This window comes from Duganella zoogloeoides, from assembly GCF_034479515.1.
GTDB classification, from domain to species: Bacteria; Pseudomonadota; Gammaproteobacteria; order Burkholderiales; family Burkholderiaceae_D; genus Rugamonas; species Rugamonas zoogloeoides.
Genome location: NZ_CP140152.1, coordinates 352,939 through 372,383, shown reverse-complemented (window position 1 = coordinate 372,383; position 19,445 = coordinate 352,939). Strand labels below are relative to the sequence as shown.

The window sequence follows — 19,445 nt, the reverse complement described above, 5'->3', positions numbered from 1 at the left end:
TTTTATATGCGTGGAAAACGAATCTCGAACACGCTGCCGCCCCCTGCCCTCTCGCTGTAATGCAGGCTGGCGCCCAGGTAGGCGCAGATGCGCTGTACCAGCCCCAAGCCGAGGCCGGTGCCGGACGAGCCGCTGGCGCCAACCGGCGCCGCCTCGTGTTGCACGCGGGCGCGGGCAGCCGGCGGCAGGCCGGGGCCAGTGTCTTCGACGAACAGCGAGCGATCCTGCAGTACCACCAGCACTTCGCCCTCCAATGTATACAGGCAGGCGTTGCGCACCAGGTTGCCGACGGCGGCGATCATCAGTTCGCGCGGTGCGGTCACCGTGAAATCGGCGCCACCCGCATACCGCAAGCTCAATGGTTTGGCACCCACCAGCGGCTGGCTGCGCGCGCACTCCTCGGCAGCGAGCGCGGCCATCGACACCGGTGTTGTTTCCAGCTGCTCGGGCGAACGGGCCAGGCGCAGCAGCACCGTGACCGAATCGGACGCGTCGCGCGCGGCGCGGTAAATGCGCTCGGAGGCGGCCTGGATCGCCGGGTTGCCCGGCGCCTGCGCCATGATCACCTCGGCCGCGCCGCTGATGACGGTGAGTGGCGTGCGCAATTCGTGGCTGACGTCGCCGGTAAAGAAGCGCTCGCGGTCGAGCACCTCGGTCAGCTCGGTGGTGCGCGCGGCAAAGGCGCGGGCCAGGATGCCCAGTTCGTCGGGACTGTCCTGCTGCGGCAGGTCGGTGCGGCGCGCCTGCACGGCCGTGGCCAGGTCCATGATGGGACGCACCACGCTGTTGCCGATAAACGCCCCGAACATCAGCGACGAGACCAGGAAACCGGCAAAGCCGACGGCAAACATGCTGTACACGACCAGCTCGATTTTTTCATACGCACTGGCGTGGTCCACCACCACGTAGTCGCCGGACGGATCGCGCCCGGCCAGCACGTGCAGGTCGACGCCATCGACCGTGATTTCATTGGCGCCCTGCGGCAAGCCGCGCAGCGACTGGGGAATCTCGGCATCATGGAAGAAACTGAGACCAGCCGGCATTTCCACCGGCAAGCCGCCTGCCTGGCGCGGCGAGGCCCAGGCCGCCACTTCCTCGAGGCGCTCATCGACCAGCTTGACCTCGATGCCCTCGACCGCCACGGCAGCGATGATGGCAAAGAACAGGCTGGCGACGGCGGCAAACAGCAGGTAGGCGACGACGATGCGGCGGCGCAGGGATTTAAACTGGGGCATCGGTAGCAAGCAATTTGTAGCCAATGCCGGACACGGTGCGCAGCATGGCGAAGTCGAAAGGTTTGTCGAGCACCTGGCGCAGCGCATGGATGTGCGTGCGCAAGGCGTCGCTGTCGGGGCGGTCCTCGCCCCATACTTGCTGCTCCAGCATGTCGCGCGTGACCAGCTTGGGCGCCTGGGTCATCAGGCACTTGAGGATCACGTAGCCGGTCTTGGTCAGTACCAGCGGCGTGCCGGCGCGGTGTACCTCGAATTTCTCGGTATCGAAACGCAAATCGCCCACCGCCAGCACGGCCGCACCGGCGGTTTGCCCGCGCGCGCGGCGCACCAGCGCGTTGAGCCGTACTTCCAGCTCGACCAGCGAGAACGGTTTGACCAGGTAATCGTCGGCGCCGCTGTCGAAGCCGGCCACCTTGTCCTGCACCGTGTCGCGCGCGGTGAGCATCAGTACCGGCGTCGTCTGGCGCAGCTCGGTGCGAACCTTGTGACACAGTTCCAGTCCCGTCATCCCGGGCAGCATGACGTCGAGCACCATCACGTCGTACTCGTGCTGGGCCGCCAGCGCCAGCCCGGCATAGCCGTTGGCGGCCGAGTCGAGCACATGGCCTTTCGGCTCCAGGAAGGCGTACAGGTTGGCCAGGATGTCCGGGTTGTCTTCGATGATCAGGATCCGCATGGAAGAGACATCACAGTCCGTCGAAGTTGGCCGGGCGCTTGGCCAGGAATGCCTGCATGCCTTCTTTTTGCGCCGGCGTGCCGAAAGCGGCCTGGAACAGGCGGCGCTCATAGGCCACGCCGTCGGTCAGCGGGGTCTCGAAGGCGCGGTTGACGGCGTCCTTGACCATCATTGCCACCGACGTGGGCATGGCGGCAATTTGCCCGGCTATCACCAGCACTTCCTCGATCAGCTTTTCGGCCGACACCACGCGCGAGACCAGGCCGATGCGTTCGGCTTCGACGGCATCGATGGTGCGCGCGGTGAGCAGCATGTCCATGGCCTTGGCCTTGCCAATGGCGCGCGGCAGGCGCTGGGTGGCGCCGGCGCCGGGCGGCACGCCGATCTTGATTTCGGGCTGGCCGAACTTGGCGGTATCAGCGGCGACGACGAAGTCGCACATCATGGCCAGTTCGCAGCCGCCACCGAGGGCAAAGCCGGCCACGGCGCCGATGACCGGCTTGCGCACCTTGAGGATGTGCTCCCAGTTGCGGCTGATGTAGTTGTCGCGGTAGGTGTCGGCATACGTGTAATCGACCATGGCGGCAATGTCGGCGCCGGCGGCAAAGGCTTTTTCGCTGCCCGTGAGGACGATGCAGCCGATGGCCGGATCGGCATCGAACATGCGCAAGGCGTCGCCAAGTTCGTTCATCATGTTGTCATTGAGCGCGTTGAGCGCCTTGGGACGGTTGAGGCGGATCAGCGCGGTCTTGCCGTGCACTTCGACGATCAGGTCTGCGTACTGTGCTTGTTGCATGATGTTCCTCCACGGTGGCATAGATATGGCGTCGATTGTAGCCGCTATCCCGGTGCGCGGTATGATAGCCATCGAGGAATCGGCGGGCAGCAGCGTGTGATAGCGTGCGACAAGAATCGCAACAAAACATTAGTCTTACTGCAATCAACCGCCAACTGGAGTGCGCCATGTTCAAATCGATTCTCTTCCCCACCGATGGCTCCGAGCTGTCGGAAAAAGCCACCGCAACTGCGGTGCAGTTCGCCATGTTGCACCAGGCCCGCATCGTCGGCATCACGGTCGTTCAGCCGATTCCGATGACGCCGATCAGCGACGTGGGCGTGGTCGTGGACGTGGGCGACTTCGCGGTGCAGATGCAGGAGGCTGCACGCGAACACATCGACAAGCTGGCCGCTGCCGCCAATATCGCCGGCGTGCCGTTCGAAGGCATCATTTCCACGTCCACCGTGCCGTTCGAGGAAATCATCGAAGCGTCGAAACGCTTCAATTGCGACCTGATCATCATGGCCACCCACGGCCACACGGGGCTGGACAAATTCCTGCTGGGCAGCCAGACCGACAAGGTGTTGTCTAACACCACCCTGCCGGTACTGGTGTTGCGCTAATTTTTGCGCTGATTATTTAGGCAGCAGCACCCAGACGTTGCCGCGCTGCTTCATGCGGCCGGCATTTTCTGCCGCCTCGGTGCCGAAGCCGAAGAAGTAATCGACGCGGATCGCGCCACGAATGGCGCCACCCGTGTCCTGCGCCATCACCAGGCGCTGCATCGGGATATCGCTGTTGGCCTGGGTGGTGTTGAGAAAAATCGGCGCGCCCAGCGGCAGCTGGGTAGGGTCGATCGCTACCGAGCGCTGCGGCGTCAGCGGCAAGCCCATCGCGCCTTTCGGGCCGATCTTCGGATCGGGCAGCCGCTCTTCCTTGAAGAATACATAACTCGGGTTGGCGTTGAACAGCTCCTGCATGCGGGTAGGATGGCCGCCGATCCACGCCTTGATGCCCTGCGCCGACGCCTGGTCCAGCCGCAGCTCCCCCTTCTCTACCAGGTATTTGCCGATCGATTTATACGGATGGCCGTTCTGGTCGGCGTACGCCACGCGCACGGTCTCCTGGGTATCGGTCAGCTGCACCCGGCCCGAACCCTGCACTTCCAGGAAGAACGCTTCCACCGGATCATCGACCCACAACAACTCCTTGCCCTTCAGTTCGCCCGTATCGATCTCGGCGCGGCTGGAATACGGCACCAGCTTCTTGCCCACCAGCTTGCCGCGCAGGCGCATGCCTTTCAAATCGGGATAGACGCTGGCCAGGTCCACGGTGATCATGTCGTCCGGCACCTTGTACAGCGGCGTCTGGTAAGGACCGCCCCTCTTGCGGGCGCCGCGCAGCAGCGGCTCGTAGTAGCCGGTGACCAGGCCGTCGGTGGCGCCATCGGGCGCAACCACCTGGTTCGGCACCATGAATGCCTCGAAGAAGGTGCGGATGGCCTTGTCGTCGTTGCCGTTGACGGTGCGGGCGATGCTGCACGATTCTTTCCAGGTTGCCTGCTTGGCCAGCGACGTGCACGAGGCCATGAAGGCGGGCCAGGCGGCGCGCACGTCGTCGCGGTCCCAGCCGGGCAGCGCCGAGAAGGTGGTGGGCACCAGTTGCAGCTTTGCCGGCGCGGTGGTCGGTGTTGCTGGCGGCGTGGCGGGCGTCGCTGGCTTGGCCGGCTGCGCGGGTTTTGCGGCCGGTGCCGGCGTTGCGGACTGGTCGGGTGGAATCGGGGTGGTGGTACAAGCGGCCAGCGCGAGCATGGCAACACTCGCCGGAACGAGTAGACTACGGCGGGAAAAGTTCATGGGGAATCGCTATGTGGATATTGTTGTTGGAAGTGTGCGTGGCGCTGGGCCTGCTGGTGTTCCTGGTGTGGTGGACGATGTTCCACGGCCGGACCCGGCGCAAGAACAGGCACCGGAACCGGGGCAAACACTGATCAGTGCAAGGTGCGCGGCAGCGACAGCACGAATTCGGGAATCTTCGCCTCGAACTGGTGGCCGTCTTCCGCCACGCAGAAGTACTCGCCCACCATCGAGCCCTGCGGCGTTTGCAGCGCCGAACCGCTGGTGTACTCGAACTGCTCGCCCGGTTGCAGCAGCGGCTGGTGGCCCACCACGCCCAGGCCGCGCACTTCCTCGACATGGTTGTTGGCATCGGTAATCACCCAGTGGCGCGAAATGAGCTGCGCCGCCACCGTGCCGGTGTTCTTAATGGTGATGGAATAGGTGAACACAAAACTCGTGCGCTCCGGGTCCGACTGCTCAGGCAGGTACTGGGTTCTGACTGATACAGTGAATTCGTAAGTGGCCATCAACTTTCCTTAATAGATACAATGTCTTTGAATGCAAGTCCTTCATTGCACCGCAAATCGGCAACCTGCGCAAGGACGACTTGGGAGAAATCGGGGCGATCTGCTCTCTAATTAGGCAGAGCGGCCGCGACCAGCGTAAAATGACGCATCTTTTTTACGCCAGGCCCATTGCGGCCCCTGCCATGACCCAATACCGCATCGCACCCAGCATCCTGTCCGCCGATTTCGCCCGCCTGGGCGAGGAAGTGCGCAATGTCGTCGCCGCCGGCGCCGACATCATCCACTTTGACGTGATGGACAACCATTATGTTCCCAATCTGACCATCGGCCCGCTGGTCTGCGAAGCAATCCGCCCGCACGTGCAGGTACCGATCGACGTCCACCTGATGGTCAAGCCGGTGGATCGCATCATCCCGGACTTCGCCAAGGCCGGCGCCAACATCATCACCTTCCATCCGGAAGCGTCCGATCACGTCGACCGCTCGCTGCAGCTGATCCGCGACCACGGCTGCAAGGCCGGCCTGGTGTTCAACCCGGCCACGCCGCTCAGCTACCTCGAGCACGTGATGGACAAGATCGACATCATCCTGATCATGTCGGTCAACCCGGGCTTCGGCGGCCAGTCGTTCATTCCGCATGCGCTGAAAAAGATCGCCGACGCCCGTCGCCTGATCGATGAATCGGGCCGCGACATCATGCTCGAAGTCGATGGCGGCATCAAGATCGAGAACATCGCCGCTGCCGCTGCTGCTGGCGCCGACACCTTTGTCGCCGGCTCCGCCATCTTCGGCAAGCCCGACTACAAGGCCGTGATCGACGCCATGCGCGCCAACCTGGCCAAGGTCGGCGCGTAATGGCCAACATGCAGGCTACCGTGCTGGCAGGCGTGCGCGCAGCCATCATCGACCTCGATGGCACCATGCTCGACACCATTCCCGACTTCCACGTGGCGATTACCGGCATGCTGGCGGAACTGGACCTGCCGCCGGTGGCGCAAGAGCAGATCGCGGTCATGGTGGGCAAGGGATCGGAAAACCTGATCCGCGCCGTGCTGGCACTGCAACTGAACGAAGCGCCGCATTCGCCGCCGGTGGAAGCGCGCTTCAACTTTGCGATGGAGGCGTACCAGCGCCACTACCTGGCCATCAACGGCCAGCACAGCGCGCTGTACCCGGACGTGATCGAAGGTTTGACCGCCATGAAGGCCGGCGGCCTGCGCCTGGCCTGCGTGACCAACAAGCCGATCGCCTTCACCACCCCGCTGTTGAAGCTCAAGGGCCTCGATGGATTTTTCGAGGTGGTGTACGGCGGCGACTCGCTGGCGCGCAAAAAGCCGGACCCGCTGCCTTTGCTGACCGTGTGCGCCGACTTTGGCCTGCAACCGGCGCAAGTGGTGGCGATCGGTGACTCGTCCAACGACGCACAAGCGGCCCGGGCTGCGGGTTGCCCGGTGTTGACGGTACCGTATGGTTACAACCACGGTGAATCTGTACAGGACATTGATTCGGATGGTATAGTTACCTCGCTGCTAGAAGCGGCTAGCCTGATTCGTTCGCAAAATACACCCACTTAGTGAACAACTGACCGAAATGTCTCTCACCAAAAAACACACCGTCAACCAACCAGGCTCGATTGAGGCCTGGCTTTGGCGACGCTGGCAATCCTGGCAGGGCTAATCGCCCGAGCCGTATTGCTGCCGCCCGCACCGCGCGTGCACGGCAGGTTTTTTGAACAGCGCCGCCCTCTCCCCTCACCCTAGCGTGATCGCGCGGCGCCATGGAGAGCACACATGACCGAACTCGAATTCAAATCGTTGGCCAACGAAGGCTACAACCGCATCCCGCTGATCGCCGAAGCTTTTGCCGATCTGGAAACCCCGCTCACGCTGTACCTGAAACTGGCCCAATCCCAGAACACGGGGAAGAACACGTTCCTGCTCGAATCGGTCGTCGGTGGCGAGCGTTTCGGCCGCTTCTCGTTCATCGGCCTGCCGGCCAACACCATCTTGCGCACGTTCGGCACCCGTACCGAGATCGTCAAAAACGGCGCCGTCATCGAAACCCATGACGGCAATCCGCTCGACTTCATCGAGACGTATCAACAGCGCTTTAAAGTAGCGGTACGCCCCGGCATGCCGCGCTTCTGCGGTGGCCTGGCCGGCTACTTCGGCTACGACACCGTGCGCCACATCGAAAAGACTTTGGCCCACTCGCCCAACCAGCCAAAAGATGACCTGGGCCTGCCCGACATCCAGCTGATGGTGACCGAGGAACTGGCGGTGATCGACAACCTGTCCGGCAAACTGTACCTGATCGTGTATGCCGACACGACGCAGCCCGAGTCGTTTTCCAAGGCGCGCCAGCGCCTGAAAGACTTGCGCATGATGCTGCGCCGGGGCGTGGAAGCGCCGGTCACCAGCGCCTCGGTACGCACCGAGATCACGCGCGACTTCGCCAAGGAAGACTATCTGAAAGCGGTGGCCCGCGCCCACGAATACGTGATGGCTGGCGACCTGATGCAGGTGCAGATCGGCCAGCGCCTGCGCAAACCGTACGTCGATTCGCCGCTGTCGCTGTACCGCGCGCTGCGTTCGCTGAACCCGTCGCCGTATATGTACTTCTACAATTTCGGCGACATGCAGATCGTCGGCGCGTCGCCCGAAATCTTGGTGCGCAACGAAACCCTGCCCGATGGCGAAAAAAAGGTCACGCTGCGCCCGATCGCCGGCACCCGCCCGCGCGGCGCCACGCCCGAGCGCGACGCCGAACTGGCCACCGAGCTGCTGGCCGATCCGAAAGAAATCGCCGAACACGTGATGCTGATCGACCTGGCGCGCAATGACCTGGGCCGCATCTCCGACACCGGCACCGTCAAGGTGACCGACCGCCTGGTCATCGAAAAATACTCGCACGTCCAGCACATCGTGTCCAACGTCGAAGGCAAATTGAAATCCGGCTTGTCGAACCTGGACGTGCTGCGCGCCACCTTCCCGGCCGGGACGCTTACCGGCGCGCCGAAAGTGCGGGCCATGGAAGTAATCGACGAGCTTGAAATTTCCAAGCGCGGCATCTACGGCGGCGCCTGCGGCTACCTGTCGTTTGGCGGCGAGATGGACGTGGCAATTGCGATCCGCACCGGCGTGATCAAGGACGGCATGTTGTACGTGCAGGCCGCCGCCGGCATCGTGGCCGACTCGATCGCCGAGATGGAATGGCAGGAAACCGAAAACAAGGCGCGCGCCGTGCTGCGCGCTGCCGAACAAGTACAAGATGGCCTGGATGGGGAGTTCTGACATGCTGCTGATGATCGACAACTACGACTCCTTCACCTACAACATCGTCCAGTACTTCGGCGAACTCGGTGAAGACGTGCGCGTGTACCGCAACGACGAAATCACGATCGAGGAAATCGAAGCGCTGAACCCCGACCGCATCTGCATCTCGCCCGGGCCGAAAGACCCGGCGCAGGCCGGCATTTCGATCGCCGTGCTCAAACACTTCGCCGGCAAAAAGCCGATCCTCGGCGTATGCCTCGGTCACCAGGCCATCGGCGAAGCGTTCGGCGGCAAGGTGATCCGCGCCAAGCAGGTCATGCATGGTAAAACCTCTCTTATTGCGCATACGGGCGTGGGCGTCTTCAAGGACTTGCCCTCGCCGTTTACGGTGATCCGCTATCACTCCCTGGCGATCGAGCGCAGCTCGCTGCCAGCCTGCCTCGAAGTGACGGCATGGACGGACGATGGCGAAATCATGGGCGTGCGGCACAAGGATTACGACATCGAGGGTGTGCAGTTCCACCCCGAGTCGATCCTTTCCGAACACGGCCACGCCTTGCTGAAGAACTTCCTGGTTCGCTAAGCAAAGCACGTTTGCGTAAAATTTGAGAGAAGGATTAGTCATGGCGATTACCCATCAAGAAGCACTGCTGCGCTGTATCGAACACCGCGAGATTTTCCACGACGAGATGCTGCACCTGTTCCGCCAGATCATGTCCGGCGAAATGTCGCCCACCATGATCGCGGCCCTGACCATGGGCCTGCGCGTGAAAAAAGAGACCATCGGCGAGATCGCCGCCGCCGCGCAAGTGATGCGCGAGTTTTCCACCAAGGTGCCGATGGCCGACACTACCGGTCTGCTCGACATCGTCGGCACCGGCGGCGACGGCGCCCACACGTTTAATATTTCCACCACCGCCATGTTCGTGGCGGCAGCGGCCGGCGCGCGCGTGGCCAAGCATGGCGGACGCAGCGTGTCGTCGTCGTCGGGCAGCGCCGATGTCATCGAAGCACTGGGCGCCAACATCAATCTGAAGCCCGAGCAGATCGCGCAATCGATCGCGCAAACCGGCATCGGCTTCATGTTTGCGCCCAACCACCACGCAGCCATGCGCCACGTGGCGCCGGTGCGCCGCGAACTCGGCGTGCGCTCGATCTTCAATATCCTCGGCCCCCTGACCAACCCGGCCGGCGCCCCGAATATCCTGATGGGCGTGTTCCACGCCGACCTGGTCGGCATCCAGGTGCGGGTGCTGCAACGCCTCGGCGCACAGCACGCGATCGTGGTCTATGGCCGCGACAATATGGACGAAGTGTCGCTGGGCGCGGGCACCATGATCGGTGAACTGGTCAACGGCGAAATCCGCGAATACGAAATCCACCCGGAAGACTTCGGCCTGCCGATGATCGCCAGCCGCAACCTGAAGGTAGCGGACGCCGCCGAATCGAAAGCCAAGATGATGGAAGCGCTGCGCGGGGAACCGGGTCCGGCCTTCGATATCGTGGCGCTCAATGCCGGCACCGCGCTGTACGCGGCCGGCGTGGCCAGTTCGATCGAAGACGGCCTGCAACGCGCCCGCACCGCCATCACCTCGGGCGACGCGCTGAAAAAGGTCGAGCAGTTTGTGAGCGTGACGCAAACCTTGGGCGCTGCCAACTGAGGCCAAATAAGGCCAACTAAGGCCAGCTGACGGCGAACAGAAGAGCGTCGTCCAGAAGCAAGCCCCGCCAACGCGACCGCCACACGCAATTCCGTCATCCCCGCGAATGCGGGGATCCATAGAACACCCGAATAAACGAATCGCCGACCATGTCCGATATCCTCAACAAAATCCTCGCCGTCAAAGCCGACGAAGTGGCTGCCGCCAAAAAACACCGCAGCTTCGCCAGCTTGCGCGGCGACGTCGAATCGCACATCGAACTGCGCGCCCAGCTGCGCGGCTTTGAAGCGAGCCTGCGCGCAAAAATCGACGCCGGCAAACCGGGCGTCATCACCGAAATCAAGAAGGCGTCGCCGTCGAAAGGCGTGATCCGCGCTGACTTCCGTCCGGCCGACATCGCCAAAACCTATGAAGCCAATGGCTCCGCGTGCCTGTCGGTGCTGACCGACGAGCAGTTCTTCCAGGGTTCGGTGGCATACCTGGAACAGGCCCGCGCCGCGTGTGCGCTGCCGGTGCTGCGCAAGGACTTCATGATCGACATCTACCAGATCTACGAAGCGCGCGCGATGGGGGCCGATGCGATCCTGTTGATCGTCTCGGCGCTCGATCACGGCTTGATGGCGGAGATGGAAGCGGTGGCCCACGAACTGGGCATGGGCGTGCTGGTAGAAACCCATGATGGCGACGAACTGACCGCTGCGCTGCGTTTGAAAACGCGGCTGCTGGGGATTAACAACCGCAACCTGCGCACGTTCGAGGTCTCGCTGGACAATACTCTGGGGCTGCTGGACCGCATCCCCGACGACAAGCTGGTGATCACCGAGTCGGGCATCATGGTGCCGGCCGACGTGGAGCGCATGCGTGCAGCAAACGTGCACGCGTTCCTGGTAGGCGAAGCCTTTATGCGCGCCGACGATCCGGGCGCCGAGCTGGCCCGCCTGTTTAACTAAACAGTAGTGCGCCTGAAAATCCCTTCCAAGCGTGCTATGGAGGGATTTTCAGGCGCTCTTGGTCCAGAATACCAGGGGAGCCAGTGCTGCTGCTTTCCAGGTGAGTGTAAATGCCACGATCACCGCCGCGCCGGCCACACTCATCACCCACACCAGCGACGCCATCGACGCCGAGTCGACCATCAGGCACAGCACCAGCGACGTCAACAACGCCACCGCCCCAAGCACCCGCAGCGACTTGACCGTGGCCGGCGGACAGGCAGCCTTGCCGCGTACCTGCTCCCAGTGGTTTTCCATCGACAGGGCCAGCCAGCCCATGCCCATCACGGTGACGACCAGCGCCACCAACAACATCAATGCATCAGGCATGACCGGCCTCCATCACGGGGGTGTTCGCTGTGACCTTGCTCTCGGCGCGCAATTGCAGCTTGCGCGCGGCAACCAGCGCCAGCGCAGCGCCGGTCAGCATGAACAGGTCGGCGCCAGCCACCGGCCAGTAGCCGTTGCCGATCGTGCGCAGCAGGTGGTCGCCGGTGGTGACCCAGTTCAGTACCGGCGCGGTCACGCCCAGCACGGCAATGGCCAGGCATTGCTCGCGCCAGGCCGGGGCGATGCGCCCTTCGGCCACTGGCGCGGTGCGCCAGAACGCATGCGCCATCGCCACCACCCAGGTACCCCAGAAGCAGTATTTTTCCATGTCGCCGCGCAGTGGCCAGCCGTCGGGCATGACGTCCGGCAGCAGGCGGTTGGCGATCAGCATGCCCAGCGCGGCAATGATCATGCCGGTGAGCGTGGTCACGCCCAAGGCATCGACAACCCGGGCGCCGCTGCTGCCTTGCTTGGCATGCTGGCGCTTGCGCTTTTCAACGAAGAACAGAAAGCCGGTGGCGATACACGCGCAACCGAGCAGGCCACCGAGCACATACAGCCAGCGCAACAGCCAGTGGCGGAAGTGCTGCAAGTGCAGGCCGGTGAGGAATTCGTTAATGCGGCCGACGGCGGTGGGCGGCGGGTCTTCGCGCATCACGACGCCGGTGGACGCCTTGAAGTGGATGCCCTCGCCGGTGAGCGCGATACGGTCGGTACCGGCGCGGTAAATGCTGACATAGCCGTTGGCGTCGCCCACGTGTTGCACTTGCAGGAAACCGACGTCGCCAGCCATGCCCTTCTCGGCCCAGCGGCGCTGCGCTTCCTTGACCATGGCATCGACCGACGCCATTTTTGCCGGGACGCCGGCCGGGTCGTGCGGCAGGCCGGTTTCCAGCGCTTCGTGTATCTCGTGCTGGTCGTGCAAGGCTTGCAGCTGGGTGTGGCCGATCGGGAAATAAATCCCGGCGAAAATCACCAGGCCGGTAAAGGCGAAGAAGAAGTGGAACGGCAGCGCAACCACGCCGGTGAGATTATGCAGATCGAGCATGCTGCGCTGGGTGGTCTTTTTCGGCCGGAACGTGAACAGTTCGCGGAAGATCTTGCGGTGCATGACTACGCCCGTCACCAGCGCGACCAGCATCATCAGGGCGGCAAAACCGACGATCCAGTAGCCGACGTTTTTCCAGTAAAAGGTGAGGCTGTAGTGCAGCGGGTAGAAGAAACCGCTGCCGACCTTGAGGCGGTCGTCGGGCAAGGCGGCGCCGGTGCGCGGATCGACCGTGCGCTGGGCGAAGATCATGGTTTCCGGATCCTTGGCGTTCGGTACCTCGTAACCGGCAAACATGGTCAGCACCGGATCGCGGTGGGTGGTGTACGCGCCCCAGCTTTTCACCTTGTCGAAATGATCAGGCAGCGGACCATTGACCAGCGGTTCGGTAAAAGCACGCGCCTGCGGCAACGGCTGCATGTCTTCGAAAATGGGGCGCATCAACTTGTCGAACGACGGCATCGGCTGCGGTTCGAAGCGCGAAGCGGGGATGGCCCAGCGGTCGATCTCGCGGTCGAACACCGACAGCGAACCGAAGAAAAATACAACCACCAGTACAAATCCGAGGGCCAGTCCGAACCAGGTATGCACCCAGGCCATCGACTGTCTGAAATTCTGCAGCATTGGAAAAACTCCGTAATGTCAGCGTTGGTTACGTGATCAGGTTCTTGATAAGTTCGGCAGCCGAGGCCATGACCACGGCGCCACCGACCAGCACCAGCCACACGCGTACGATATTGCGCGCAGCGAATGCGGTCAGGAAGATGGTCAAAAACACCAGGAAACCGATGATGGCGGTCAGGTGCTCAGCGTCATGGAATTCCATGTCGGCGGCAACCATTGCAGCCATGCCGAAGGCGATCAGCCCCCAGGTAAAGGCATAGCCGCCGAAGACGGCAGCCAGCGTCCGCCAGACGATGTCGGAGCGGGAAATCGATGCAGTGGCCATGATAAGCGCAATTTAGCGAATGAGAATTATTCGCATGATAGCAGCATTACCGGGGGCTCGGTGACCATCTTTATGCCAAAAGAGACAGTGGTTGGGGCCGATTACAGGATTTTGTGCCGGATGATGGCGTGTTTATGCCGGAATCTGGCACATCCAATGTAAAAAAATGGCCGCACGGTGGGTGCGGCCATCGATGAATGGGGCGGCCCGGATGCGGCCAGCGCTTTACCGCGCAGCGCTCGGCCGCAACGGCCCGGCCGATTTCTTCGCAACCGGATCGAGCGTGAGCGTGATGCCGGGCACCCGCTCGCCCTGCAATACGGCACTGAACACCATCAACTCGTCGCGGCGGAATGCATGGATTTCGACCGAGCTGCCCACCGCGTAGCGCGCCAGCAGATTGTCCAGGTTGGTGGCGGTCACGCGCAAGCCATCGATCGCCACCAGCAGGTCGCCGGCCGACAAACCGGCCAGGTGCGCGGCGCCCTTTTCGTGCACGGCCGCTAACTTGCAGTCACTGCCGTCGCGGCCCAGGTTGGCATCGAGACTAGGCTTGGACGACTTGCGGTCGTCGGCATACTTGACGCCGAAAGGCGCCAGCAGCTTGGCCAGCGGCACGTCCTCGGTGCCGCGGATGTACTTGTCGAAGAACGGTTTGAAGCGCGCGCCGCCGATTTCGTCGAACAGCGCTTCCACTTCGGCCGGTGTCACACCGCGGCCACCGCCCTGGTAAAAGTCGCGGCCGAAACGCTCCCACAAGGCGCGCATCACATCGTCGAGCGACTTCTTGCCGCCGGTCTTGGCGCGGATGGTGAGGTCGAGCGCCAGCGCGATCAGCGAGCCCTTGGTGTAATAGCTGATGATGGCGTTGGGCGCATTTTCGTCCTGGCGGTAGTACTTGCCCCAGGCGTCGAAACTCGAGTCGGCCACGCTTTGCTTGGTGCGGCCGCTGCCGCGCAGCACGCTGCCGATAGTTTTGCCCAGCAATTTGAAATAACTGGGTTCGGCGATCAGGCCCGAACGTACCAGCATCAAATCGTCGTAGTAACTGGTAAAGCCCTCGAACAGCCACAGCAGCGGCGAATAGTTCTCCACTTGCAGGTTGTACGGCGCAAACGCGGCCGGCTTGATGCGCTTGACGTTCCAGGTGTGGAAGTACTCGTGGCTGCACAGGCCCAGGTATTGCAGGTAGCCGTCGCCGATGTCCTTGTTTACCGCTGCCGTGGTGGGCAAATCGCCACGATTGCAGATCAGCGCGGTCGAGGCCCGGTGTTCGAGGCCGCCGTAGCCGTCGCCCACCGCCATGGTCATGAACACGTAGCGGTCCATCGGCGCTTTTTTCGATTTTGGTTCGAAGAAGGTGATTTGCGTCTCGCAAATACGTTTGAGGTCGCTGCACAGGCGCGCGAGGTCCAGGTTCGGCACGCGGCCGGTGACCACCACGTCGTGCGGAATGCCGTGCGCCTTGAAGGTGGCCAGCGCGAAATCGCCCTGCTCCACCGGGTGGTCGATCAATTCGTCGTAGTTGGCGGCGATATAGGTGCCGTAGCCATAGCGCTTCGCTTTCAATTCCGGCAGCGCAGTGGCCACGCGCCAGGTCTTGGCCGCATCGTCGTCCGGGCGCTGGAGATCGACCACGTGCGGCGTTTCTTCCTGGCCCAGCACGCGCAGGAACACGCTGGTGCCGTTGAAAAAGGCGTGGTTCTGGTCCAGGTGGGCGGCGCGCACCGACAGGTCCCATGCATAGACTTCGTAGTGCAGCGTGAGCGGCGCCGCCTGGCTTTTCAGCGGCGCGGCCTGCCAGCTGTGTTTATCGAGCTTGGTCAGCTCGACCGGCTGGCCGTCCGACTCGGCGCGGATGCGCACGATATTGCGCGAAAACTCGCGGATCATGTAGCTGCCCGGGATCCAGGCCGGCAGTGCGAACACCTGCCCTGCTTCGGACGGCGCCGCCACGGTCAAGGTCACGTGGAACAGGTGGGCCGCCAGGTCGTGACCCACGATGGTATAGACGATGGCCGGGGTTTTAGTCGTTTTCTTCATCTTGATCCTGGTGTTTACTATGTCAAATCGGCAGGCATATCGATATCGCGCACCACGCCGCTGTCGTCCACCACCACCTCGTGCACGGGATGGCTGTTGACGATGGCACGCGCGCCCTGGTCGCCGTCCAGCGCCAGCAGCAAGGGTAAATGATAACCGCTGAACGCGACCGGATTGCCGCGCCGGCCTTGATGGACCGGCGCGGCGATGTTGGCGCCACTTTCGATGGCGGCGGCCAGCGACCGCATGGTGGCAGGCTGCACCCACGGCATGTCGCCCAGCGCGATCAGCCAGCCTTCGGCGCCACGCGTGTACTCGATGGCGGTGGCCAGCGATTCGCCCATGCCCAGGTCGGCGTTGTCGGCCACGCGTACTTCACAGCCCAAACGGCCCAGCAGCGCCGCCACGCGGTCGTCGCCGGGACGCACCACGGCCAGCACGCGCGGCAGCGCGGCCAGCATATGGCGCGCGCTGCGCGCCACCACCGGTTCGCCATCGACCAGTTGCAGCAGCTTGTTTTGCACACCGGACGGGTCGAACCGCTTGCCCCGTCCGGCCGCCAGCAAAATACCGGTCAACGCCATACAGCTTTTTACGCCGATGCCAGATCGAACGGCAGCTTGCGCAAGCGCTTGCCGGTGATCTTGAACAGCGCATTGGCAAACGCGGGCGCCAGTGGCGGCAGGCCTGGTTCGCCCATGCCGGTCGGCGCGTCGTTCGATGGCACGATGTGGACGTCGATGGCCGGCATGTCGGTCATGCGCGCCACCGAGTAGTCGCTGAAGTTCTGCTGCTCGACCACGCCGTCCTTGAGCGTGATGGCCGCGCCGGGTATCGTCATGCCCAGGCCCATCAGCGCCGCGCCCTGCACCTGCGCTTCGATGGTGAGCGGGTTGACGGCGGTGTTGCAATGCACGCCGGCCGTCACTTTATGCAGCTTCGGCATGCCATCCTTGACCGACGCCACCACCACGTAGGCCACCACGGTGCTGAACGATTCGTGCACGGCCACGCCCCACGCCTGCCCTTTCGGCAGCGCTTTTTTGCCGTAGCCCGACTTGGCCACGGCCAGGTCCAGCGCGGCGACGTGGCGCTTGCCTTTCTCACCCATGATTTTTTTGCGGTACGCCACCGGGTCCATCTTGGCCGCGTGCGCGGCTTCGTCGATCAGCGTTTCCATCACGTAGGCGGTATGGGTGGAACCCACGGAGCGCCACCACAGCACCGGCACATTGGCCTTGGCGATGCGGGCGCTCAGGTTCAGCGGCACGTCGTACGGCTCGCCCATGCCTTCGACCATGGTGGAATCGACGCCGTCCTTGATCATCATCGGCTCGAACATGGTGCCGGCGGCGATCGACTGGCCCACGATCACGTGATCCCACGCGACGATATTGCCCTTGGCATCGAGGCCGATGTCGGCGCGGTGCACGTGCGACGGCCGGTAGTAACCGCCCTTGATGTCGTCTTCGCGGCTCCACACCACCTTGACCGGGTCGGTCTTGCCGGCCGCGCGCCACACCTTGGCGACGTTGACTGCTTCGACCAGGTAGTCGGACGTGGGCACGCCACGGCGCCCGAACCCGCCGCCGGCCATCATGGTGTGCAGTACCACCTGCTCCGGCTTCAGGCCGGCGGTGGCGGCAATCGCGCCCTGGTCCACGGTCTGGAACTGGGTGCCGGCCCACACGGTGCAGCCGTCCGCGCGCAGATCGACCACGCAGTTGAGCGGCTCCATCGGCGCGTGCGCCAGGTACGGAAACTCGTAGACCGCGTTGATTTTCTTCGGCGCGCCGGCCAGCTTCGAGGTGTCCGCCTTGCGGGCGGCGGCGCCCGGCTTTTGCGCCAGCGCCTTGAACTCTTTCAGCTGCTGTTCGCTGCTGACCTTTTGCACCGCACTGGTGTCCCAGTCGATCACCAATGCGTCGCGGCCCATCTTGGCCGGCCAGTAGCCGTCGGCCACCACCACCACGCCGCTGCCGCCACGGTCGGTTTTCACTTCCAGCACGGCGAGCACGCCCTTGATCGCCTTGGCTTTGCTGGCGTCCAGCTTGCCCACCTTGGCGCCGAACACGGGTGGACGGGCGACTAGCGCCACCTTGCTGTCGGGCGCCTTGAAGTCCATGCCGAACTGCTGCTTGCCGGTGGCTTTGAGCTTGGCGTCCAGCCGCTTGACCGGCTTGCCGATGATCTTGAAGTCTTTCGGGTCCTTGAGCACCACGGTGGCAGGCACCGGCTGCTTCATGGCCGCATCGGCCATGGCGCCGAAGGTGGCGCTCTGGCCGCCAGGGCCGGTCAGCACGCCGTTGGCGGCTTTTACTTGAGCGGGCGCCACTTGCCATTGTTCGGCGGCCGCCGCGACCAGCATCGCGCGCGCCTTGGCGCCGATTTCGCGGTACTGGATGTACGAATGGGCGATACTGCCCGAGCCGCCGGTGATCTGGATGCCGAACGCCGGATCCTTGTATTGGTCGCCCGCCGGCGCCAGCGCGCCGTTGACCTTCGACCAGTCGGCGTCCAGTTCCTCGGCGATCAGCATCGGCATCGACGTCTGCACACCCTGGCCGAATTCCAGGCGGTTCACCTGCACCGTCACGGTGTTGTCGGGCGCGATGTGCAGGAACGCATTCGGCTCGTACACCTTGGCCGGTGGCTGCTGGGCGTTGGCGAAACGGCCGGCGCCGGGCATGAAGAAGCCGAGCACCAGTCCACCGCCGGCGACAGCGCCGGTCTTCATGAAGCCGCGGCGCGACACGCCGGCAGGGGCTGCAGTCTGCGATGCCAGCGCGACGTCGACGTTGTCTTTATTGATCCATTCGATACGCATACGTCCCCCTTAAGCGATGGTGCTGGCGGCGTCTTTGATGGCGGCGCGGATGCGTTGGTAAGTGCCGCAGCGGCAGATATTGCCGCTCATGGCGTTGTCGATATCGGCGTCGCTCGGCTTTTTATTGGTGCGCAGCAGCGCGGTGGCGCTCATGATTTGCCCGCTCTGACAGTAGCCGCATTGCGGCACGTCGAGCTTGACCCACGCTTCCTGCACCGCTTTACCGATGGCGTCGGACTCCATCGCTTCGATCGTGGTGATTTTCTGGCCCACGGCGGCCGAAATCGGCATCACGCACGAGCGCACCGGCTCGCCGGCCAGGTGCACGGTGCAGGCGCCGCACAGCGCCGCGCCGCAACCGAACTTGGTGCCGGTCATATTCAGGTTATCACGCAGCGCCCACAGGATGGGCGTGGACGGATCGGCATCGACTTGTACGTCCTTGCCGTTGATATTCAAAGTGATCATGTAAAAAATCTCCTGGAGGACGTACTGCTGGTTTGGACTGACGGACTGCTATTTTTTTAATTGCGCGAATTTCGCTTCGAGCGTCTTGGTGTCTACCGCACCTGGCAGACGCGAACCATCGGTGAAGATGATGGTCGGGGTGCCGGTCACGCCGATCTTGCGGCCCAGCGCGACGATTTCCTGGTTGGGGGTGGCGCACGATGCCGGCGCCGCCGGTGGCTGCTTGCCGTTCAACATCCAGTCATCCCAGGCCTTGTTGCGGTCGGGCGCGCACCACACGCCGGCCGACTTGGTGAACGAGTCTTCGCGCAGGATGTTATAGAGGAAGGTATAGACGGTGACGTTGTCGATTTCGGTGAGCGTGGTCTTGCGGAACTGCTTGCAATAGCCGCAGTTCGGATCTTCGAACACCGCGATCACGCGCGAACCGTCGCCCTTGACGGTCTTGAGCGCCTTGTCCAGCGGCAGATCGGAGAACTTCACGCGGGTCATCTCGTCGATGCGCTCGCGCGTGAGGTCCTTGCCGGTGGTGAGGTTGAAGATATGGCCATTGAACACATAGGTACCGGTTTTGTCCGTGTACAGGATGTCGCTGCCCATGCGGATTTCATACAGGCCGCTATACGGCGTAGCCTTGATCGAATCGACCTTGACGCCCTCGCCCAGGCGCGGCTCGACGATCTTGCGCAGCGCTTCTTCCGACGGCGCTTCCGACGGCGCTTTTTGCGCATCTTGCGCATTGCCGCACGACGCCAACAACACCGACATCAGCACCAATGCCAACTTACTCTTTCTCATAACT

General features: G+C 63.2%; 21 protein-coding genes. 8 read left to right on the top strand and 13 right to left on the bottom strand.

What is annotated here, in order from left to right:
- Positions 1 to 2: 2 nt before the first annotated feature.
- Genes SR858_RS01710 through SR858_RS01700 form a run of 3 tightly spaced genes read right to left on the bottom strand, consistent with a single transcriptional unit; the run spans position 3 to position 2,707 of the window.
- Positions 3 to 1,235, bottom strand: a complete 1,233-nt coding sequence (locus SR858_RS01710) for a sensor histidine kinase (RefSeq protein ID WP_019923882.1) — start codon at positions 1,233 to 1,235, stop codon at positions 3 to 5.
- The gene (locus tag SR858_RS01705) at positions 1,222 to 1,911 is read right to left on the bottom strand and encodes a response regulator transcription factor (protein WP_019923881.1); all 690 of its coding nucleotides are present in this window, start codon (positions 1,909 to 1,911) and stop codon (positions 1,222 to 1,224) included. The genes SR858_RS01710 and SR858_RS01705 overlap by 14 nt, the downstream gene beginning before the upstream one ends.
- Before the next feature lie 10 nt (positions 1,912 to 1,921).
- Complete coding sequence (locus tag SR858_RS01700; protein WP_019923880.1) at positions 1,922 to 2,707, bottom strand: enoyl-CoA hydratase; 786 nt, start codon at positions 2,705 to 2,707, stop codon at positions 1,922 to 1,924.
- Positions 2,708 to 2,874: 167 nt separating this feature from the next.
- Here SR858_RS01700 and SR858_RS01695 point away from each other — a divergent pair, with 167 nt between their 5' ends.
- Entirely contained in the window at positions 2,875 to 3,312 is a 438-nt protein-coding gene (locus SR858_RS01695) for a universal stress protein (RefSeq protein ID WP_019923878.1), read from the top strand.
- A 12-nt stretch (positions 3,313 to 3,324) separates the two neighbouring features.
- Here the strand turns inward: SR858_RS01695 and mltA are convergent, their stop codons facing one another.
- Complete coding sequence (gene mltA, locus SR858_RS01690) at positions 3,325 to 4,500, bottom strand: murein transglycosylase A (protein ID WP_019923877.1); 1,176 nt, start codon at positions 4,498 to 4,500, stop codon at positions 3,325 to 3,327.
- Positions 4,501 to 4,556: 56 nt separating this feature from the next.
- Here mltA and SR858_RS01685 point away from each other — a divergent pair, with 56 nt between their 5' ends.
- Entirely contained in the window at positions 4,557 to 4,679 is a 123-nt protein-coding gene (locus tag SR858_RS01685) for a hypothetical protein (protein ID WP_322534298.1), read from the top strand.
- Here SR858_RS01685 and apaG read toward each other — a convergent pair whose 3' ends face one another.
- Positions 4,680 to 5,054, bottom strand: a complete 375-nt coding sequence (gene apaG, locus SR858_RS01680; RefSeq protein ID WP_019923875.1) for a Co2+/Mg2+ efflux protein ApaG — start codon at positions 5,052 to 5,054, stop codon at positions 4,680 to 4,682. It abuts the gene before it with no gap.
- A gap of 182 nt (positions 5,055 to 5,236) precedes the next feature.
- Here apaG and rpe point away from each other — a divergent pair, with 182 nt between their 5' ends.
- The 6 genes from rpe (at position 5,237) to trpC (ending at position 10,939) form a co-directional block, all read left to right on the top strand.
- Complete coding sequence (rpe, locus tag SR858_RS01675; protein WP_019923874.1) at positions 5,237 to 5,908, top strand: ribulose-phosphate 3-epimerase; 672 nt, start codon at positions 5,237 to 5,239, stop codon at positions 5,906 to 5,908.
- Entirely contained in the window at positions 5,908 to 6,627 is a 720-nt protein-coding gene (locus tag SR858_RS01670; protein ID WP_019923873.1) for a phosphoglycolate phosphatase, read from the top strand. The genes rpe and SR858_RS01670 overlap by 1 nt, the downstream gene beginning before the upstream one ends.
- A gap of 216 nt (positions 6,628 to 6,843) precedes the next feature.
- Positions 6,844 to 8,346: an anthranilate synthase component I gene (trpE, locus tag SR858_RS01665; RefSeq protein ID WP_019923872.1), complete on the top strand. Its 1,503-nt coding sequence runs from the start codon at positions 6,844 to 6,846 to the stop codon at positions 8,344 to 8,346.
- A gap of 1 nt (position 8,347) precedes the next feature.
- Positions 8,348 to 8,911, top strand: a complete 564-nt coding sequence (locus tag SR858_RS01660; RefSeq protein ID WP_019923871.1) for an anthranilate synthase component II — start codon at positions 8,348 to 8,350, stop codon at positions 8,909 to 8,911.
- A gap of 40 nt (positions 8,912 to 8,951) precedes the next feature.
- Positions 8,952 to 9,989, top strand: coding sequence for an anthranilate phosphoribosyltransferase (gene trpD, locus SR858_RS01655; RefSeq protein WP_019923870.1), 1,038 nt, complete (start codon positions 8,952 to 8,954; stop codon positions 9,987 to 9,989).
- Positions 9,990 to 10,138: 149 nt separating this feature from the next.
- A complete protein-coding gene (trpC, locus tag SR858_RS01650) occupies positions 10,139 to 10,939 on the top strand; it encodes an indole-3-glycerol phosphate synthase TrpC (protein ID WP_019923869.1) in 801 nt (266 codons plus the stop codon).
- A gap of 48 nt (positions 10,940 to 10,987) precedes the next feature.
- On the opposite strand, the gene SR858_RS01645 is transcribed toward trpC, so the two are convergent.
- The 8 genes from SR858_RS01645 to SR858_RS01610 form a co-directional block, all read right to left on the bottom strand.
- Positions 10,988 to 11,308, bottom strand: a complete 321-nt coding sequence (locus SR858_RS01645) for a DUF3325 domain-containing protein (RefSeq protein WP_019923868.1) — start codon at positions 11,306 to 11,308, stop codon at positions 10,988 to 10,990.
- A complete protein-coding gene (locus SR858_RS01640; protein ID WP_019923867.1) occupies positions 11,301 to 12,980 on the bottom strand; it encodes a PepSY-associated TM helix domain-containing protein in 1,680 nt (559 codons plus the stop codon). The genes SR858_RS01645 and SR858_RS01640 overlap by 8 nt, the downstream gene beginning before the upstream one ends.
- A 28-nt stretch (positions 12,981 to 13,008) precedes the next feature.
- Complete coding sequence (locus SR858_RS01635; protein WP_019923866.1) at positions 13,009 to 13,305, bottom strand: hypothetical protein; 297 nt, start codon at positions 13,303 to 13,305, stop codon at positions 13,009 to 13,011.
- 225 nt (positions 13,306 to 13,530) lie between these two features.
- The gene (locus SR858_RS01630) at positions 13,531 to 15,348 is read right to left on the bottom strand and encodes a M61 family metallopeptidase (RefSeq protein ID WP_019923865.1); all 1,818 of its coding nucleotides are present in this window, start codon (positions 15,346 to 15,348) and stop codon (positions 13,531 to 13,533) included.
- 17 nt (positions 15,349 to 15,365) lie between these two features.
- The gene (locus SR858_RS01625) at positions 15,366 to 15,932 is read right to left on the bottom strand and encodes a nucleotidyltransferase family protein (RefSeq protein WP_019923864.1); all 567 of its coding nucleotides are present in this window, start codon (positions 15,930 to 15,932) and stop codon (positions 15,366 to 15,368) included.
- Positions 15,933 to 15,940: 8 nt separating this feature from the next.
- Entirely contained in the window at positions 15,941 to 18,175 is a 2,235-nt protein-coding gene (locus SR858_RS01620; protein ID WP_019923863.1) for a xanthine dehydrogenase family protein molybdopterin-binding subunit, read from the bottom strand.
- Between the two features lie 9 nt (positions 18,176 to 18,184).
- The gene (locus tag SR858_RS01615; protein ID WP_019923862.1) at positions 18,185 to 18,643 is read right to left on the bottom strand and encodes a (2Fe-2S)-binding protein; all 459 of its coding nucleotides are present in this window, start codon (positions 18,641 to 18,643) and stop codon (positions 18,185 to 18,187) included.
- Positions 18,644 to 18,691: 48 nt separating this feature from the next.
- Positions 18,692 to 19,441 (bottom strand): DsbC family protein, encoded by a 750-nt coding sequence (locus tag SR858_RS01610; RefSeq protein ID WP_026637636.1) that lies wholly within the window; start codon positions 19,439 to 19,441, stop codon positions 18,692 to 18,694.
- Positions 19,442 to 19,445 lie beyond the last annotated feature (4 nt).

Bases quoted from the DNA above. Each gene is read 5' to 3' on its own strand.
- SR858_RS01645 (WP_019923868.1), bottom strand. From the start codon at position 11,308: ATGCCTGATGCATTGATGTTGTTGGTGGCGCTGGTCGTCACCGTGATG.
- trpE (WP_019923872.1), top strand. From the start codon at position 6,844: ATGACCGAACTCGAATTCAAATCGTTGGCCAACGAAGGCTACAACCGC.
- SR858_RS01635 (WP_019923866.1), bottom strand. From the start codon at position 13,305: ATGGCCACTGCATCGATTTCCCGCTCCGACATCGTCTGGCGGACGCTG.
- SR858_RS01700 (WP_019923880.1), bottom strand. From the start codon at position 2,707: ATGCAACAAGCACAGTACGCAGACCTGATCGTCGAAGTGCACGGCAAG.
- SR858_RS01640 (WP_019923867.1), bottom strand. From the start codon at position 12,980: ATGCTGCAGAATTTCAGACAGTCGATGGCCTGGGTGCATACCTGGTTC.
- SR858_RS01625 (WP_019923864.1), bottom strand. From the start codon at position 15,932: ATGGCGTTGACCGGTATTTTGCTGGCGGCCGGACGGGGCAAGCGGTTC.
- SR858_RS01685 (WP_322534298.1), top strand. From the start codon at position 4,557: ATGTGGATATTGTTGTTGGAAGTGTGCGTGGCGCTGGGCCTGCTGGTG.
- SR858_RS01710 (WP_019923882.1), bottom strand. From the start codon at position 1,235: ATGCCCCAGTTTAAATCCCTGCGCCGCCGCATCGTCGTCGCCTACCTG.
- SR858_RS01630 (WP_019923865.1), bottom strand. From the start codon at position 15,348: ATGAAGAAAACGACTAAAACCCCGGCCATCGTCTATACCATCGTGGGT.
- SR858_RS01660 (WP_019923871.1), top strand. From the start codon at position 8,348: ATGCTGCTGATGATCGACAACTACGACTCCTTCACCTACAACATCGTC.
- mltA (WP_019923877.1), bottom strand. From the start codon at position 4,500: ATGCTCGCGCTGGCCGCTTGTACCACCACCCCGATTCCACCCGACCAG.
- SR858_RS01695 (WP_019923878.1), top strand. From the start codon at position 2,875: ATGTTCAAATCGATTCTCTTCCCCACCGATGGCTCCGAGCTGTCGGAA.
- SR858_RS01705 (WP_019923881.1), bottom strand. From the start codon at position 1,911: ATGCGGATCCTGATCATCGAAGACAACCCGGACATCCTGGCCAACCTG.
- trpD (WP_019923870.1), top strand. From the start codon at position 8,952: ATGGCGATTACCCATCAAGAAGCACTGCTGCGCTGTATCGAACACCGC.
- SR858_RS01670 (WP_019923873.1), top strand. From the start codon at position 5,908: ATGGCCAACATGCAGGCTACCGTGCTGGCAGGCGTGCGCGCAGCCATC.
- SR858_RS01620 (WP_019923863.1), bottom strand. From the start codon at position 18,175: ATGCGTATCGAATGGATCAATAAAGACAACGTCGACGTCGCGCTGGCA.
- SR858_RS01615 (WP_019923862.1), bottom strand. From the start codon at position 18,643: ATGATCACTTTGAATATCAACGGCAAGGACGTACAAGTCGATGCCGAT.
- rpe (WP_019923874.1), top strand. From the start codon at position 5,237: ATGACCCAATACCGCATCGCACCCAGCATCCTGTCCGCCGATTTCGCC.
- apaG (WP_019923875.1), bottom strand. From the start codon at position 5,054: ATGGCCACTTACGAATTCACTGTATCAGTCAGAACCCAGTACCTGCCT.
- trpC (WP_019923869.1), top strand. From the start codon at position 10,139: ATGTCCGATATCCTCAACAAAATCCTCGCCGTCAAAGCCGACGAAGTG.
- SR858_RS01610 (WP_026637636.1), bottom strand. From the start codon at position 19,441: ATGAGAAAGAGTAAGTTGGCATTGGTGCTGATGTCGGTGTTGTTGGCG.